12 protein-coding genes and 1 pseudogene are annotated in these 17,218 nt (G+C 61.0%); 3 read left to right on the top strand and 10 right to left on the bottom strand.

Annotated features, from left to right (window positions below):
• Positions 1-16: 16 nt before the first annotated feature.
• Genes folK through folP form a run of 3 tightly spaced genes read right to left on the bottom strand, consistent with a single transcriptional unit; the run spans position 17 to position 1,759 of the window.
• The gene (folK, locus tag LPU83_RS49510) at positions 17-535 is read right to left on the bottom strand and encodes a 2-amino-4-hydroxy-6-hydroxymethyldihydropteridine diphosphokinase (RefSeq protein WP_024312776.1); all 519 of its coding nucleotides are present in this window, start codon (positions 533-535) and stop codon (positions 17-19) included.
• A complete protein-coding gene (gene folB / locus LPU83_RS49505; protein WP_024312777.1) occupies positions 528-896 on the bottom strand; it encodes a dihydroneopterin aldolase in 369 nt (122 codons plus the stop codon). The genes folK and folB overlap by 8 nt, the downstream gene beginning before the upstream one ends.
• Entirely contained in the window at positions 893-1,759 is an 867-nt protein-coding gene (gene folP / locus LPU83_RS49500; RefSeq protein ID WP_024312778.1) for a dihydropteroate synthase, read from the bottom strand. The genes folB and folP overlap by 4 nt, the downstream gene beginning before the upstream one ends.
• A 98-nt stretch (positions 1,760-1,857) precedes the next feature.
• Here folP and LPU83_RS49495 point away from each other — a divergent pair, with 98 nt between their 5' ends.
• Complete coding sequence (locus tag LPU83_RS49495) at positions 1,858-2,484, top strand: DUF922 domain-containing Zn-dependent protease (RefSeq protein WP_024312779.1); 627 nt, start codon at positions 1,858-1,860, stop codon at positions 2,482-2,484.
• 292 nt (positions 2,485-2,776) lie between these two features.
• On the opposite strand, the gene LPU83_RS49490 is transcribed toward LPU83_RS49495, so the two are convergent.
• Positions 2,777-3,097 (bottom strand): 2Fe-2S iron-sulfur cluster-binding protein, encoded by a 321-nt coding sequence (locus LPU83_RS49490; RefSeq protein ID WP_024312780.1) that lies wholly within the window; start codon positions 3,095-3,097, stop codon positions 2,777-2,779.
• A 197-nt stretch (positions 3,098-3,294) separates the two neighbouring features.
• Positions 3,295-3,663 (bottom strand): Hpt domain-containing protein, encoded by a 369-nt coding sequence (locus tag LPU83_RS49485; protein WP_024312781.1) that lies wholly within the window; start codon positions 3,661-3,663, stop codon positions 3,295-3,297.
• A 466-nt stretch (positions 3,664-4,129) separates the two neighbouring features.
• Between LPU83_RS49485 and LPU83_RS49480 the strand changes: the two genes are divergently transcribed.
• A complete protein-coding gene (locus tag LPU83_RS49480; protein WP_024312782.1) occupies positions 4,130-10,618 on the top strand; it encodes an apolipoprotein A-IV repeat region-like domain-containing protein in 6,489 nt (2,162 codons plus the stop codon).
• 168 nt (positions 10,619-10,786) lie between these two features.
• On the opposite strand, the gene LPU83_RS49475 is transcribed toward LPU83_RS49480, so the two are convergent.
• Genes LPU83_RS49475 through LPU83_RS49460 form a run of 4 tightly spaced genes read right to left on the bottom strand, consistent with a single transcriptional unit; the run spans position 10,787 to position 14,822 of the window.
• Complete coding sequence (locus LPU83_RS49475; protein WP_024312783.1) at positions 10,787-11,395, bottom strand: ABC-type transport auxiliary lipoprotein family protein; 609 nt, start codon at positions 11,393-11,395, stop codon at positions 10,787-10,789.
• A 22-nt stretch (positions 11,396-11,417) separates the two neighbouring features.
• Positions 11,418-12,788 carry an MlaD family protein gene (locus tag LPU83_RS49470; protein WP_024312784.1) on the bottom strand — a complete coding sequence of 457 codons (1,371 nt, stop codon included), beginning with the start codon at positions 12,786-12,788 and terminating at the stop codon, positions 11,418-11,420.
• A 9-nt stretch (positions 12,789-12,797) separates the two neighbouring features.
• On the bottom strand, positions 12,798-13,643 hold the full coding sequence (locus LPU83_RS49465; RefSeq protein WP_024312785.1) for an ABC transporter ATP-binding protein: 846 nt from the start codon (positions 13,641-13,643) through the stop codon (positions 12,798-12,800).
• Between the two features lie 9 nt (positions 13,644-13,652).
• Positions 13,653-14,822, bottom strand: coding sequence for an ABC transporter permease (locus LPU83_RS49460; protein ID WP_024312786.1), 1,170 nt, complete (start codon positions 14,820-14,822; stop codon positions 13,653-13,655).
• A gap of 100 nt (positions 14,823-14,922) precedes the next feature.
• On the opposite strand from LPU83_RS49460, the pseudogene dgcA reads away from it, so the two are divergent.
• Positions 14,923-15,905, top strand: a pseudogene (gene dgcA, locus LPU83_RS49455) (N-acetyl-D-Glu racemase DgcA).
• On the opposite strand, the gene LPU83_RS49450 reads toward dgcA, so the two are convergent.
• On the bottom strand, positions 15,857-17,077 hold the full coding sequence (locus LPU83_RS49450) for an MFS transporter (protein ID WP_024312789.1): 1,221 nt from the start codon (positions 17,075-17,077) through the stop codon (positions 15,857-15,859). The pseudogene dgcA and the gene LPU83_RS49450 sit on opposite strands and share 49 nt — an antisense overlap.
• Between the last annotated feature and the right edge of the window lie 141 nt (positions 17,078-17,218).

Raw genomic sequence — 17,218 nt, 5'->3', positions numbered from 1 at the left:
CCGCCGCTTTTCTAGTTCAGGCCGTATGCCACCAGTTGCTGCTGTGATCGGCCACTTCGATCCCCTGCACATCGGCCTTCGCCAACCATTCGCGAACGGGTGCCCCGTGGACAAGCAGCTCCGGAGCAAAGTCGGCAAGTGGCATCAGCACGAAGCCGCGATCCTTCATGCGCGGGTGCGGAAGCTCCAGCCGTGGCGCGGATTGAACGACATCGGCATAAGTCAGAATATCGATGTCCAGCGTCCTCGGCCCCCAGCGCTCGATACGCTCTCGTTTCATTCCCCGTTCGATATCCAGGCAGACATCGAGAAGCGCCTCCGGGCCAAGCGTCGTCTCGACGGCAGCGCAAGCGTTGAAGAAATAGGATTGGTCGGTCTTGCCCCAGGGCGGCGTGCGATAGAGCCGCGATACCGCTACCACCCGGCAGTCGGGTCGCTGGTCAAGCGCTCTGAGAGCGACGGCCATTGCATGAGTAGGCTTGCCGAGATTGCCGCCAAGGCCGAGCGTTGCCGTTTGGAAAATGGCCTCAGGCAAAGTGTTCGACGCTCACCTGAACGAAATCGAGAACGCCCGGTACCGGTGCGTTCGGCTTGCGGACTGTGATTTTTGCACGCTTGATCTGCGGAAATTTCGAACTGAGCCCCTTGGCGATATCAAGCGCAAGCGCCTCGATCAGATAGCGACGCTTACCCGTGACGATCTCCTCGATCACGGTGAAGGCAATGCCGTAGTTGACCGTGTCATTGATGGAATCGCTCTCCAGGGCATCGCCTGCGACGACGTCGAGCTCGGCATCCACAAAGAAACGTTGGCCGAGGAACTCCTCTTCGTCATGGACGCCATGGCGGGCAAAGAAGGCGCAGTTCTGAAGCGTAATAGTGTACGTAGTGCTCATGCCAAATTTCCTTGCTCGCAGCTATGGCTCGCCGCGAGCATAGCATCGGCGATTGCCAAAGCATCCCTGTTGATTGCGACATCGTGTACGCGAAAAATACTAGCCCCGGCCAGACGCAGCAACACGCTAGTCGCTGCCGTTCCCGCATCCCGCTCGGCGGCTTGCCTGCCTGTGATGGCGCCGACGAAACGTTTGCGCGAAGTGCCGGCAAGCAGCGGCAATCCCAAGCGGTGCAACTCGCCGAAACGCGCCATCAGCTCCACATTTTCTTCCGTATCCTTGGCAAAGCCGAAGCCCGGGTCGAGCACGATGCGATCCCTCGAAACACCTGCGGCCGAAGCGATTTCTAGCGAGCGTTCGAGGAAGAAAAACTGGTCGGCGATCACATCCGGAAGCTTCTCCCGATCGCGGCCCGTATGCATCAGGCACAGGCCTGCGCCGGTATCGGCAACGATCTTCCCGATCTCGCGTTCCTTCTGCAGCCCGAATACGTCGTTGACAATATGCGCCCCTGCGCCGACGGCAAGCCGTGCGGTCTCAGCTCGATAGGTATCGATCGAGATCAGCGCATCGGTCTTGCCGCGCAGTGCCTCGATCACCGGCAACACTCGTGCCTGCTCTTCGGAAGGGCTGACGACATCCGCATCGGGACGTGTCGATTCGCCACCGATATCGATGATCCCAGCGCCCTCGCTGGCAGCTTGGAGGGCATGCGTCACGGCCGCATCGACGGTCTCGTATCGCCCACCGTCCGAGAAGGAATCCGGCGTCACGTTGACGATCGCCATGATCACGGCACGCGCGCCCAGTCCGATCTCACGACCATGCCCGACGCGCCAGAAACTGCTCCCAAGCCGTGCCAACGGTATTCATCCTATCGATCGAAAAAAACGCTAGCGATATTGCGCTGGTCGTGGCTATGCCCCAAGCTCCGGCAAACTTCAACATGAGTATCTGCAGAATGCTTTCCGTATCGCGTTATATGCCTCTCCTCCTCGGCTTTTCCATCGCGGTAGCAGCGTGCAGTCCAGCCGCTGCTACCGTGATCGCGACGCGAAGCTACTCCTATTTTGCGATCAAGGGTAAAACCGCGGACCAACTCGATCAGCAACTGAGCACCAACGGGCCGACCGCAAGCGGTTCGTCGGCTCGCCATCCGGGTGCGACCAAGATCCGCTTCGGCGGCGACGCCACCTATGTCCAGGCGGGAGGAAGATGCCGGGTCGCCAGCGCCAAGGTCACCGTCCACACGCAGATCATCCTGCCCCGCTGGACCAACCGCAAAGGCGCCAGCAAGCAGCTGTCGATGATATGGGATGCACTCTCGAGCGACATCAAGCGGCACGAAGAACGTCATGCCGAGATTGCGCGAAACCAGGCACGCGCAATGGAAAGGCAGATCCTCGCGCTTCCTCCGCAGCCCGGTTGCGAGCGCATGCAGGAATTAGTGACCGACGTTTCGACCCGCGGCATCGAGGAACACGACCGGCTGCAGGCACGATTCGACCGAATCGAAGCCGTCAATTTTCAGAGTCGAATGATGAGACTTCTGAACAATCGGATCAGAATATCCGGCGGCGCAAGATAGCTGATTCTCAAGCTCAAGGCGATCACAGAAGTTTAGCCGCGTAACAAAACTTGTGTGAAACTGCAGTCGCCCCAGTGATTTAGTGGTTATTTCTCAGTCTAGCTAAATCAACCGCAACGCGGTAATATTCAAACATTCGAAAGTTCAGGTCCGTAAGCCCGAACTTTCGCTCCTGGGTTCTCCTGGCGCGTTGCGAAGCCGCGGATGATCCTCCCTCGTCCGTAGGTAATGCGCCTACCTCGCCTCGCTCGTCTAGCGGCCAGCGAGGCTTTTTTTTGGGGAATGCAGTGGATCAGGCCTGCCGCTCGGGCACGTGGACTGTAAGCCCATCCAGGGCTGCCTTCATTCTGATCTGACAGGATAGGCGCGACGTCGGACGCACGTCAAACGCGAAATCGAGCATGTCTTCTTCCATCGCTTCAGGCGGACCGACGCGTTCTGTCCACTCGTCGTCGACGTAGACATGACAGGTCGCGCAGGCACAGGCGCCACCGCATTCAGCCTCGATGCCCGGCACCGAATTGCGCACGGCATTTTCCATAACGGTCGATCCCTGATCGACATCAAGATCGAAGCGCGTGCCGTCGAAGGCGACAATGGTCAGTTTGGGCATGATGATTTCCGGTAGTCGTCAATGGGAGGGTCTGGATTTTTCTTCCAACAAATCGTCGAGGCAGTCAACACCGACCGCTCGATGCCTTTCATTCCAGATCGGGAAGCGGCGCGCTTGTCAAAATGCGCCATGCCGACAGTCACAAAAAGACCCGCTGCCCCGAAACGGATCAGCGGGTCTCGTATCTGACCTGCGGCTCAGCGGCAAAGCTTGAGGATAAAGTTCTCGGCTTCGATCACCGCAATGCCGACTGCCGCCATACTGGCAGCGTCGCCGCAATTGCCCTCGAGCGCTTCAGCGGCGGCATGAACGCGGAACGCACCCACGGCGCCGGCGGCGCCCTTGAGGCGGTGTGCCGCGGTCTCGATGATCTTCTCGTCGCCGGACGATATTTCCTGCAGGCAAGCCCGCGCCTGCCGCGCAAACATCTGCAGAACTTCGATTTCCAGGCTCTTGTCGCCCATTGTCTGGTTTGCCAGATGCACCAGATCCACCGGACGCTCCTGCGAAGGACGTGGGCCTTTGCAATTATCGGGTGCCGCAAACGCAATACTGACTGCTGCCATGTGCCAATTCTCCCGTCGTCTATCCCGCCGTTCGTTCATGCTGCGGGCGCGGCGTCGCCATCACGTTAAATTTCGGCACATTCAGGGCGGATTTCTCAGGTTATGGTTAACGTCCGTTAAACGCCCCTAACTCGTTGGTTTTTAAAGGGGCGCTTTTGTTAAATGGTGTTAACAAGACATTAATATTAGGGGATTTGACCGGTTGCGTTAATTGTCTAGCAGTCCCGGATGTGTCACTACGATACTACTGGGCGAGCTCTCTGGCACCTGCCTTTGCTCGCCAAGTGGATAATGGTAATGTTTTGATACCGTCTGTATGAAAAAGCAGCTATCCACTCTGAAATGATATGCTTATCCGTCCTCGGCGACTTGGACGGGCGGGCTCAGAGGCAAGGTTTTGTTCGGGCTCGGCGGGAAGTCCGGATGCGTTGTTGAACCGGCTGGGATGTAACGAGGCGTAACTTAAATGGCGAACAACAAGTACAACGAGTCGATCGAGGACAAGGCGTTCAAGGCATTGGACGAAGCGCTCCAGATCGACTTCGGAGAAGACGATACGCTGAACGGCAAGACCGACGCCTCGGAGGCCAAATTGTCAGAAACACCAAGTGTCCGCAATCAACAGAGCCAGACCGACGCCAAGCGCGCCCGCGCCGCCAACACACCTCGCCAGCCCGAGCAGCCGTCGCGCGCCCCGTCCTTCGCCGCCAACGACGCCAACCGCATATCGCCGGCTTCGCTCCTGAAATCCCTGGAGAACGGTTCCAGCCGCTCGGCCATCCGCAATGCAACCATCGTGTCGCTTCTCTGGATTGTCGCCGGCCTTGGCCTCATGGCCCTGCTTTATTCGCCGCAGATCTGGCAGATCCGCTCCATCGCCGATCTTTTGGCACTGCCGGGCGTCATCGCCGGCTTCATCGGCATCATCGTGCCGGTGCTGCTGTTCTACGCCTTCGCAGTCATGATGGCGCGTGCCCAGGACATGCGAAACGCGGCGCGCTCCATGGCCGAAGTGGCACTTCGCCTCTCCGAGCCTGAGACCGTTGCTTCCGAACGCATCATGACCGTTGGCCAGGCGGTTCGCCGCGAAGTCTCGGCGATGAATGAAGGCATTGAGCGGACCATTGCACGCGCTTCGGAATTGGAAACCCTCGTCCATTCCGAGGTCAATGCACTCGAGCGCAGCTACGCCGACAATGAATTGCGCGTGCGTGGTCTCGTCCACGAGCTCGGCTCTGAGCGCGAAGCGATCGTCAATCACGCCGAGCGTATCCGCACGTCGATTGCCGGCGTACACGACCAGCTCAAGGAAGACCTGTCGCTTGCCACGGAAGAGATCGCCGTACGCCTAGCAACCTCGGGCGAAGCCTTCGCCTCGATGATCGACACGCGCGCCGCGGCCATCACCGAGAAGTCGGAGTCGGCGATCCAGTCGCTGGGCACGCTTCTTGCGGCAAAGACGGATTCTCTGCTGCAGACGCTGACGTCCTCAGGATTCGCACTCACCAACGAATTCGACACACGGCTGGATTCCCTCACGTCGAGCCTGAGCGGGCACGGAGATCAGATCCTGCGGCAGTTCGAGACGCGTGCATCGACGATGGACAGCAACGCCGAGAAGCTCAACGCCGCGCTGAACGACCGTGCCCGTCAGCTGAACGAGATCCTGATCGCCCGCACCCGCGAGATCAACGAGAGCCTGACCGGTGGCGAACGCACCATCAGCACCACGCTGGATGACGTCCTCTCCAAGCTCAACAGCGCGCTCGACGAGAAGGGCTCGAGCTTCCGCCAGAGCCTGCAGTCGAGCGTCGACGACACCATTATGGATCTCGATCTGCGCTCCGGCTTCTTCGACGAAAGGCTGCAGGCAACCGTCGCGCAGCTCTCTACCTCGTTCGATGAGCGCGTCGCGGAATTCACCGATGCCTTCGACAAGCGCGCCGGCTCGCTCGACACCAAGCTGATGGAGAGCCTCAACCGCATCAACGACACGATGACCGGCGGTTCGGACTCGCTGAACGGCATCCTGAGCTCGAGCATCGAGCGCCTTGGCGCGTCGCTCACCGACCAGTCCTTCGCGCTGGCCACGGCCCTCGCCACCAGCCAGGAAGTCATGGAAAGCTCGCTGGCGGGCAAGGTTTCCGAAGTCACTGAGGCCATCCATACGCATACGACGGGTATGACGTCGGCGCTGAGCCACGCCACCTCCGAAATCTCCCTGGCGCTCGCATCGGGCACGTCGGAACTCCACAACAATCTCGCCGCACGCGCGACGGAATTCCGCGACACGTTGCTGTCCACGACTTCCGATCTGAGCTCTGCCGTCTCCGCGGGAACCGAGCAGATTACCTCGGCCTTTGGCCGTGCCGACGAACTGAATACGATGATCTCCAGGCGCGCAGCCGATATCACCCAGGCGCTTGACTCCGCGCATGAGCGGATCGACGGAGTGATGGCCGATCGCGGCGGTGCGCTGAGTGCTGCCCTCGCAGACACCCAGGACCGTTTCGCGAGTACGCTTGCAAGCCGCTCCGATGCAATCATCAGCGCCGTCTCAGGCAGCCACGAGCGCCTTGCCGACACGCTTGACGACAAGGCCATGACGCTCGCTATCTCGCTGGACGAAAGCCAGAACCGCTTTGAGGATACGATCGCCAAGCGTGCCGAAGCGATTGCCGCTTCGATCGCCAGCGGCCACGAAAAGCTTGCCGACACTCTTGATGACAAGGCAATGGCACTCGCCATTTCCCTCAACGAGGGGCAGTCCCGCCTGGCCGATACGCTTGGCCTTCACGTCGATGCCGTCGCAAACCAACTGGCCGGCAGCCACGAAAAGCTTAGCGAAGTGCTGGACGACAAAACGATGGCCTTGGCCATCTCCCTCAATGAAGGCCAGACGCGGCTTGCCGACACCCTCGGCCACCATACCGAGACGATCGCGAAGCAGATTGTCGGCGGCCACGAGAAGCTCACGGAGGCTCTCGACGACCGGGCAATGGCGCTTGCCATTTCCCTGAACGAAAGCCAGAGCCGTCTTGAAGACACGCTCGGCCACCACGCCGAAACGATCGGCAACTCACTTGCCGGCGGACATGACCGGATCACCGAGGCGCTCGACGACCGCGTCATGGCACTCGCCACATCGTTGAACGAGGGCCATAGCCGCATTGAAGACGCGCTTGCCCGGCGCGTCGATACCATTGCCAACTCGATTGCGACGGTCCAGGACCGTCTTTCGGATACGCTCGACGAAAAAGCGATGGCGCTCGCTATCTCCTTCGGCGAAAGCCAGAGCCGCTTTGACAATGCCCTGGAAGCGCGCACCAATGCCTTGCTCGACACGGTGGCCGGCGCCGAATCCCGCGTTGCCGGCGCTTTCGTCGACAAGTCGGATGCAATTCGCAGCGCCTACACGGAGAACCAGGAACGCCTCGAGCGTTCGCTGAACGATCATGCTTCGACGCTTGCTGGCACGCTCTCGAGCGGTGGAGACCGCATTGATTCGCTGACCGGCAACGCCGCTGCCCGCATCGAATACAGCCTGAGCAATGCGCATCAGCGACTGGAGACACTGCACGGCGATGCTGCATCCCGCATCGAAGGCGGCCTTGCCGCGGCACACGATCGCTTCGAGGCTCTGACCGGCAATGCAGCCACGCGCATCGAAAGTGGTCTGGACTCGGCACACGAACGTATCCGTTCGACCTTGGCCGATCGCGAACAGTCCATCAACCTCGCGCTCACCGACGCTCACAGCCGTATCAGTGACACCCTCTCTGACCAGGCGACGACGATCGGAGCATCGATCGCCACCAGTGTCGGCATGCTGGAAATGTCGCTGGAAGACCATGAGGTCTCGCTTCGCCAGACGATCGACAACAGTGGCCGGGCCCTGGAAGATCGCCTGCGCGACAGCACCGGCCATATTGCCGGCCGCTTCCAGGAGGCAGCAGGCGAGATCTCGCGCTCGGCAGAAACCTTCTCCTCGCAGCTCGACCAGTCGATCGAAGGCATGACCGGTCGCTTTGCTGAAACCGGGTCGCGTGTCGAGGCCGGCCTTGCCGCCCTCGAAAACCGCATTCGTGACGGCGTCGGCGGCGTAGCCGAGCAGGTCGACGCCGCTGGCGGCCGGCTTTCCGACACATTGGCCGACGGTATTTCGCGCATTGGCGTCCTTGGTGAAGAGGCAACGGGCCGCATTGCGGCAGCGCTCGACGACAGCGCCGTAAAGTTCGTGGAGACGATTGATGGCCGCACGGCCAATCTGACCTCCGGCATCGACACCCGCACGGCGAGCATCGACGAGGCGATGGAGCGTGGCAGTGCACGCATTGAGGAGCGCCTGTCGACGATGGACCGGGCTCTGACGGTCGGTCTCGATGCAGTCAATCGCACGATCGAGGGCAAGGCTGCCGGCCTCGCCGCTTCGCTGCGCAGCGCCGTCGCCGAGACGACACAGGGCATGGACGACGAAGCCGCCCGTGCGGCCGAAAGCCTCGGCCGTACCGGCCAGCAGTTTGCGGAGGGCCTCGAGGCCAAGAGCAACGAGTTCAGCCGCGCAATCGAAGAACGGTCCGAACGGATCGTCGGCCGGGTCTCTGAAGCCCAGAACCGTCTGGCCGGCCAGGCAGCGGCCGTCGCTCAGACCTTCTCGGAAGCAGGCAACGCGATCATCAACAAGGTTGCGGAAGCGGAGACCCTGGTCAGCGGCCAGGTTGGCGCCATTTCCCGCGCGCTTGGCGACGCCCAGGCGACCTTCGAAAACCACGGCGCGGGCATCCGCACGACGATTTCTGATGCAAGCCAGGAAATCACCTCTACCATGGCAGAGGTCGAACGTGCTCTGGAAGCTCGCGGCAATGCAATCCGTTCAAGCCTCGAGGACCGCACGCGCGAAATCGACTCGACGCTGACCGATGTCGAAAAGGCACTCGATGCGCGCGGCAGCGCCATCCGTACGACACTCGATGACCGGACCCGCGAACTCAACTCGATGCTTTCCGGCCGCTCCACGGAACTGGCGCGCATTCTCGACGAGACGGCACGACCGCTGATCGATCGTTATGCCGACGCAGGCAAAGAAGCCGCGGCACGCATCACGGCGGCGACCGAGCGCAGCACCGAGCGTCTACGCAGCGAGAACGAGGCTCTGATCACTGCGATCGCCGCACGCACCGAGAGCGCTTCCTCGGCCGTCGACGCAATGGAGAACAGCCTCCTTGCCAACGTCAACAAGCTGATCGAGCGCCTGTCGGACAACAGCTCCGCCATGGGTCAGATGATGAGCAGTGCAGCCGAAAATCTAGCGGCAGTGGATGGCCGCCTCGGCGATACGACGTCGCGTTTCACCGAATCCGCATCGAAGGCCGCCGAGATGGTTTCCGCATCGACCCGCCTGCTCGAAGGCAAGGTCGATCGCCTGTCCGATATTTCAGGTCAGACGCTTGCCCAGGTCGGTGGCATCATCGGTCGGTTCGATGAGCATTCGAAGGTGCTCGGCCAGGCATCCGGTCTGCTCGCAGCGGCCCAATCGAACCTGGTTTCGACGCTAGAGGATCGCGAAACGGCACTGCAAAACCTCTCCGTTGGTCTCGTCCAGCGCTCGGAGGAAATCGAGAAGACCATGCGTTCCCTGGGCGGTATGGTCGAATCCGCCTTCGACCGCGCCGAGCAGCGATCGAACCAGGTCAGCGGTACGCTGCGCGAGAGCGTACAGTCCTCCTTCTCCGACATCGGCCGCGTTCTCTCCGAAACCGAAAAGCGTGCAGAGGAAGCAGCAGCGACCATGCGCGCCGCGCTCGTCAAGGCCGGAGAAGACGCCAACGCGACAATCGACGGTGCCTTCGGCAACGCCGAGCGTCGCTCCGGCGAGCTCTCCAACCGGTTGCGCGGTGGCCTGACAGCGTCGCTGTCGGAAGTCGAGCGTATGCTCGGCGAGGCAGGTCGCGCATCCGACGGCGCTGCCCAGACCATGCGCGAGTCGCTTCGCGAGGCAGTCGAGGAGGCGGTATCCCGATTCTCTGGTGCGACCGAGGAGATCCGCCGCTCCGCTGGCGACATCCGCAAGGAACTCGATATGACCCGCAGTGAGCTGAAGCGGGGTGCATTCGATCTTCCGGAAGAAGCAAAGGAAAGCGCCGCTGCCATGCGGCGCGCCGTCGCCGAGCAGATCAAAGCGCTGCAGGACATCTCGCACATCGTCGGCCGTTCAACGCAGCAACTGGAAATTTCCGAGCCGGCGCCGCGGGCTATTGCTCAGCCACAGCCGGCGCCGCGTCCGGCCCAGCCAGCCGTTACCCAGCAGGCGCCGCAGCCTGCCCCGCCCGCAGCGCCGACCCAGGCACCGGCAGTGACCGCCTCGCCGATCGAAAGCTTCGGCCTGCGCGGTTCGCTGACGCCACCGACGCCTGCCGCCGCGACGCCGCAGCGCGCACCCGTTGCGGCCCCGGCTCCGGCCTCGCCGGCAACCGGTGGCTGGATCAGCGACCTCCTGCGTGGCGCATCGCGCGACGAGGCCGCCGAGGAAGCTCCGGCCCGGCAACCGCCCGCCCGCGCTGAGGTTACCGCAGCAGCGCCGGCCCGCACAGCCGATAGCCGCAACCCGCGCCATGTCGTCGAGTCCCTGAACTCGCTTTCCGTCGATATCGCCCGTGCGATCGATCACGACGCGTCGGTCGATCTGTGGCGTCGCTATCAGCGTGGCGAGCGGGACGTGTTTACGCGCCGCCTCTACACGCTGAAGGGCCAGCAGACTTTCGACGAGATCAAGCGCAAGTACGATCGAGAGCCGGAGTTCCGCACCGCTGTCGATCGTTACATCGCCGATTTTGAGAAGCTGCTTGCCGATGTTTCCCGCGGCGATCGCGACAAGACGATCACCCAGTCCTATCTGACCTCGGATACGGGCAAGGTCTACACGATGCTTGCTCATGCCGCAGGACGATTGGGCTAAGAGGCCCTAGGCAAAAAGAGAAATGGCCGCCAAAGGGCGGCCATTTTCGTTTCGGGGTCATTGTTTGCGGTCGCATTTCATTGAAGTCTCGGATGCGGTTTCCACCGGTCATGCCGGCCCCAGTCGGTAGGGACCTGCGGCACCTTCCCGCCTACCCGGCATGGACGATCAAATAGACTGCAGCGTCCAGTTGACGATTTCAGCAGATACACGTGCAAACGCGCGATCGAGGCCCTTCACAAGACCATCGTTCGATCCGCCCGCAGGCACCTCTTGTCTGAACACTTTCTGAGTTCTCACGGAACCATTGCGGTCATTCAGGATCTTGGCTGAAATCTCAACCACCGCACGGCTGCCGGCGGTCGTGTCGATCTCGAAGGAGCGGATATCCGTCACCAGCTGATAATCGATCGCGAGCCCCTGGCCGGGGACGCCGACGCCGCCGAGCTTGCCGGAGTTCTCATAGGCTTCGACCAGCTTCGCCTGAACTATGCGTGGCAGCTTGTCGCCCCATTGCGCCTTGGAAAGATACTGTATTTGCGATGGAGCCACCCGAATGACGATCTGTTCGCTGTCGATCGCCTTCAGCGCGGTCGGTTGCTGCACCAGGATCTGGCGGCCTTTTGCCGCCGGTCCACTGCCGGTCACCGACGCTGAGAGATCGTAGGTGTCGTTCTTTGCAGCCGTCCCGCAGCCCGCAAGGCCTGCCAATAGCGGCAGCGCGATCGCGGTTATCGATATCCACGAACGACGCTGCAACACATCCGATACGGCCATATGCGCTCCCCTAATATCCCTGTTAACGCCGCGTCCGGCCGTCATATTGCTTTACCGTATCCCCGCCGAAAATCAGCCGCTGCGGATTGCGGTCGAAATCGCTGATCGTATTGCTAAGATTCTGTACGGTTGAGCGCGTGTCGTTGATGAGCGACTGAATATCGCGCAGCCCACCGCTGGAAAACTTCTGCAGATTGTCGGCAATCGGACCAATCCGCGAGTTGAGGTTGTCGGCGACCTTCTTGAACGAGGTGAGCGTGTCACGCGCCTGCGCAAACAGCGACTGCGTATTGTCCGTTCCGAGCAGCGCATCCAGCTTGATCAGAATGCCGTCGACGCGCGTCGAAGCCGAGTTCAGCTTGTTCGCCATCTGCGAAACGTTTTGGATCGTCTGATCAATGTCCTTCTGCCGGGCCGAAACGGTGTTCGCGACGTCTTTGATCGATGCGACAGCGGTGCGCGCATCCTTGGTTGCCTGCGAGATGTCGTCTACGGATCCCTTGACCTTCGCCGGATCGATCTGCGCTACCAGAGTATCCACCCGATCGAGTGTCGCCTGCGCCTTCTTGCCGAGGTCATTGTAGGTCGTCGCCGTTTCCTGAAACTTCTCGATCGCTCCCTTGAAGTTGCCTGAAGCATCGGCGACGTCGCGGCTGACCTTCTCGGCATTCCTGAGAATGGTATCGATCTTCTTCGCATCGACGGCTTTCACCAGCGCCTCGACCGCCTCCAGCGTCGAGTCGACACGGCCTGAGACCTTGCGAACCGTATCGGACAGCTGTCCGACACTTTGCAGGAACGAGTCGATGTTGCCGGAGTTCTTGGCCAACGCGTCGGAGAACGTCTCGGCATTCTGCAATGTCTTGGTCAGCGGCCCACGCGCATCCTTCACAAACCCCTGAACCTGCCCGATGGCATCGTTCGCGCGGTCGAGAATCTTATCTGCCGTCGCCAGAAGGTTCGTCACACTCGACTGGTCCGCGATGATAACCGCTCGCTTCCCGGTGTCGATCGACTGTTGAAGGATGTTCTTTTCGCCGATCTTGCCCCCCGACAGTTCGATATAGGCAGCACCCGTCAGACCCTGGATTTCAAGGATCGCCTTCGTCGAAGGATAGATCGGCGCATCGACCCGGACTTCGGTGAACGCCAGCGAGAAGCTCGGATCGTCCGCATCGATCGACAACGACTTGACCGAACCGACCTGAATGCCGTTGAACCGCACCGGCGAGCCGACGCTCAAGCCGTTCGCGGAGCCGGGGATACGGACGATCAGTTCGGCCATTGGCCCGCCACGCCCATATTCGGCCATCCAGTAGACGAAGCCGAACGCCGCCGCGATGACAAGCACCGTGAAAAAGCCGACAATCGTGTAGTTCGCTTTTGTTTCCATCGTATCCGCTCACTTCCCGCGGCTGTCTTGCGCCAGGCTGTCCTTGCCTGCGTGGCCACTCTGCGGCACGATCGAACGCGCCCGCTTGCCCTTGAAATAAGCCTGAACCCACGGATCGTCGAAGGCCAGCATGTCGTCGATCGTTCCCTCGACCATTACCCGCTTCTTGCCAAGCACAGCAATGCGGTCGCAAACCGAGAAGAGGCTGTCGAGGTCGTGGGTGACCATGTAGACGGTCAGTCCGAGAGTGTCTCTGAGCCTTGCAATGAGCTCATCGAACTCCGCAGCACCGATCGGATCGAGGCCCGAAGTCGGCTCGTCGAGGAACACCAGTTCCGGGTCGAGCGCCAAGGCGCGCGCCAGCGCCGCACGCTTGATCATACCGCCCGAAAGCTCCGACGGGTATTTGTCGGCGGCATCCGCCGCCAGCCCGACCAGCCGGATTTTCAGTTGAGCCAGTTCGTCCATCAGCGATTGCGGAAGATCCAGATACTCGCGCATAGGCACCTGGATGTTTTCCTTCACCGTCAGCGAGGAGAACAAGGCTCCTTGCTGAAAGAGCACGCCGAGACGCATGTCGAGTGCATTGCGCTGCGGTTCGTCCAGTTCGTCAAAATCCTGACCAAGGATCTTGATGTTGCCGGAACGGCGCGGCAGCAGCCGAAGCACCGTCCGCATCAAGACCGACTTGCCTGTCCCCGACGCACCGACAAAACCCAGTATCTCGCCGCGATAGATATCGAGGTTCAGATTGTCGAGAACGACCTTCGACCCGAAACCCACGGTCACGCCGCGCGCCGAGAGCACGACATCCCGTCCTTCATCGTTTCTGGTCTCTGCCTGCTGTCCGTCCACGTACGATCCCTAGAAATTGATGGCCGCATAGAACATGGCAAAAAGCCCGTCCATGAGGATAACGACGAAGATCGCCTTCACCACCGCCGCCGTGACATGCTGGCCAAGCGACTCAGCACTACCGCCTACCTTTAAGCCCTCGATCGCCGCAACGATACCAATAACCAGCGCCATGAATGGTGCCTTGATCATCCCCGATAGAACCGTCGATAGCGTGATCGCCTCGTGCAGGCGCGCGATGAAATTCGCGAAGGTAATGCCCGAATAGCCCCACGCCACGACCGCAGCGCCAAAGAGCGACGCGAAATTCGCAATGACAGTCAGCAGCGGCAGTGCCACCGTGAGCGCAACCAGACGCGGGAAGATGAGCACTCCAACAGGATTGAGCCCCATCACCTTCAGCGCATCCACCTCCTCGCGCATCTTCATCGAACCGATTTCGGCGGTGATGGCGCTGCCAGAGCGGCCGGCGATCATGATAGCTGTCAGAAGCACCCCGATTTCGCGAAGCTGCAGGATGCCGACGAGGTCGACGACGAAGACCTCGGCACCGAAATAGCGCAGCTGAAAGGCGCCCTGCTGCGCGATGATCGCGCCGATCAGGAACGACATCAGCAAGATGATCGGCACCGCACGCACGCCCATGTGGTCGATCTGATTAACGATCGACGCCGGCGATACGCCGCTACCGCGCCCGAATTTCATCTGCGCGCCGCGGACAGCGGAGCCGAGGATATACATCGCAGCCGCGAGGTTATTCCAGATATCGAAGGTAATCTTACCGATCGGCGCGAAGATCCGCTCCGTCCAACTCGGGCTTCGCTGCGGCTCCTGCTCGGGCTGCGGCGGCTCCTCGGAGAACTCCGCGATCATTTCGTCGATATGCGCGTTGCTGCCTTCGAAGCGTACGGTGCTACCGGCGCCTTCTACTTGCCTCTTCAGCCGGCAGAGCAACCAGACCCCCGCCGTGTCGATATCCGTCACGCCGGAAAGGTCGAGCGTCACCTCACCGCTGCGGCCGGCTGTGAGTTTCTCGAAGTCGCGCAGAATGAGATGCAGGTTGGCACTTCGCCAATTCCCCTCGATATGAACGAGCTGTCCCGAGCCATGGGTCTGGTCGTCCACATGCAGTGAGGCGGCGTTACGGGTTTCGGACTTCAAAACGCTTGTGTCTTTCAAGGCTTACGGCGACATTGCGCGACTCGCGAACTAGCGGTTCGCCGCTTCGGATCAATATACCCAAGCCACACCAAATTTCCATGCGCGCAGGATTGCAAATATGCCACGGTCACTTGAAATTCAGACGGATCCTTCCCCATTGCCGGCGCATTCACGATCTCGCGCGGCGCCAAAACGTCGGCGGACGTGATCCTCTGCACAATCCGGGAACGCGGCATGGTCGGCCGGGGCGAATGCGTTCCCTATCGCCGCTATGGCGAGACGATGGAAAGCGTCGCCGCACAGATCGACGCTGCGGGACCGCTGATCAAGGGTGGCCTGACGCGCCAGGAACTGCAGCGTGCAATGCCGCCCGGAGCCGCACGCAATGCCGTGGACTGCGCCCTCTGGGACCTCGAAGCGAAGAACTCGGGCAACGCTGTCATCAACAGCCTGGGACTGGCTGGGCTGTAACCGCTGACGACGGCCTTTACGATCTCGCTCGGCGAACCTGATGTCATGGCAGCCCAGGCGCGTGCGAACGCCGGTCGGGCGCTGCTGAAGGTCAAGGTCGGCACCGGCGACGACGAAAGCCGCATCCGCGCGGTTCGCGATGCTGCCCCTGATGCGGCCATCATCCTTGATGCCAACGAAGGCTGGCCAGAGGAAACGCTGGAGCACCATCTTCGCATCGCTGCCGAGGCGGGTGTCGTCTTGGTCGAACAGCCGCTGCCGGCAGGCAGGGACGAACTCCTGGCCGAGATCCGTCGTCCGCTGCTCGTCTGTGCGGACGAGAGCGTACATCATACCGGCGACCTCGCGAGCCTTCGCGACCGCTACGACGCGATCAACATCAAGCTCGACAAGACTGGCGGCCTCACCGAGGCGCTTGCGATGAAGAAAGAGGCGCAACGCCTTGATTTCAAGATCATGGTTGGCTGCATGGTCGGCACGTCCCTGGCTATGGCGCCAGCCGTATTGTTGGGGCACGATGCCGAGTTCGTCGACCTGGACGGGCCGCTACTCCTGGCTCGCGACCGCGAACCCGGGTTGCGTTACGCAGCCTCCCTCGTTTGGCCGCCGGAAACAACGCTTTGGGGCTGAAGATAATAGGCCGCGATTACGAGGCCCAGCCCGGTTAGGGCAACCAGCGCCATGACGTAGTAGCTTGCGAGGCCGAGCCACGCGTAGACGTAGCCGGAAGCAATCGTCATTAGTCCCATGAACATGCCGTTGTAGAAGAAATAGGCGCCCTGCGCCGACGACTCCTGGGTCTCCTGCACCGAGGCGACGATCCGTCTCTGTACACCCGTATGCACGAAGGCATAGGTGCAGGAATGCATGCACTGGAGCAGAAGGAAGCCCCAGAAACCCCAATGCATCGGAAACAGGATCCAGCGACACACGCTGACCGCCGCACCGAAGCGAATGAGCGTCCAGGCGCTAAATCGGCGACTCAGTCGACGAGACAGAAAAAACACCGTCACTTCGGCCGCGACGCCGGCACTCCAAAGGACGGCAATCTGCGTGCCGGAGAAGCCGAGATCGCGCCAGTAGAGGGACGCGAACGCCTGCAGGACCGCGTGGCTCGACTGTTGGATTGCGACGCCGATCAGCAAAGCGAGCAGATGAGGCTGCCGTAGCGAACTCCCGGTCGCCGCCGAGATATCGACCGGTGTGCCACGCCTGCGCGTCGGACCGATTCGTGGGCAGTAGATCGCCATCACCACCGTTGTCACGAAGCCAAATGTCATGACCGGCAACACCATCTCGCCGCCCCAACGCCCGATCAATTGCCCGCCGATCAGGGTGGAGACGATGAACGCCACCGAACCCCATACCCGCATCGAACCGTAGTCCAGGCCCCAGCGCCGGACACCGGAGATCACGATCGACTCGACGACCGGGACGTAACAGGCAAAGGTTGCACCCTGGATCGTGTAGACGATCAGCACCGGCCAGAATGTATTGGTCCAGTAGAGCGCGATCGCCGTTAGCAGCGATAGGCAGCCAGAAAACAGCAACACATCCGCCCGTTCCTTCATCCGGTCGGCATACATCGCGACAATAGGGGCGACGAGGACTCGCACGACCATCGGCACGGCGAGAATGACGCCGATCTCATGGTCGTTGAACTGGTGCAGCGCAAGCCACATCGGGAAGAACGGTAAGGCCACGCCATTGACGAGTAAAGGCGCACAGTACGACAAGGCACTGAGCAGCCGAAAGCGCGGCGGTGCCTCCTCACTTGCCGGAGGATTTTGAGCGGGAATCATCGGTGGACCTGCAGGAAACTGAACGTTGCCTAACACATCAACCTAAAGGCGACTATGGCAAGAAATTGCCCATCTGAAACGTTTCAAAAAATAAATAGGGCCTGTCGCAAAGACACAACGGGCTAAATTGATGCATAGAAT

This window comes from Rhizobium favelukesii (assembly GCF_000577275.2).
Classification (GTDB): Bacteria; Pseudomonadota; Alphaproteobacteria; order Rhizobiales; family Rhizobiaceae; genus Rhizobium; species Rhizobium favelukesii.
Note: the sequence above shows the minus strand (reverse complement) of the source record. Positions and strands in the feature narration are given on the sequence as shown.

Coding starts and splice junctions, on each gene's coding strand:
- folB (WP_024312777.1), bottom strand. CDS start 896: ATGAGCACTACGTACACTATTACGCTTCAGAACTGCGCCTTCTTTGCC.
- LPU83_RS49495 (WP_024312779.1), top strand. CDS start 1,858: ATGCTTTCCGTATCGCGTTATATGCCTCTCCTCCTCGGCTTTTCCATC.
- LPU83_RS49490 (WP_024312780.1), bottom strand. CDS start 3,097: ATGCCCAAACTGACCATTGTCGCCTTCGACGGCACGCGCTTCGATCTT.
- LPU83_RS49485 (WP_024312781.1), bottom strand. CDS start 3,663: ATGGCAGCAGTCAGTATTGCGTTTGCGGCACCCGATAATTGCAAAGGC.
- LPU83_RS49480 (WP_024312782.1), top strand. CDS start 4,130: ATGGCGAACAACAAGTACAACGAGTCGATCGAGGACAAGGCGTTCAAG.
- LPU83_RS49475 (WP_024312783.1), bottom strand. CDS start 11,395: ATGGCCGTATCGGATGTGTTGCAGCGTCGTTCGTGGATATCGATAACC.
- LPU83_RS49470 (WP_024312784.1), bottom strand. CDS start 12,788: ATGGAAACAAAAGCGAACTACACGATTGTCGGCTTTTTCACGGTGCTT.
- LPU83_RS49450 (WP_024312789.1), bottom strand. CDS start 17,077: ATGATTCCCGCTCAAAATCCTCCGGCAAGTGAGGAGGCACCGCCGCGC.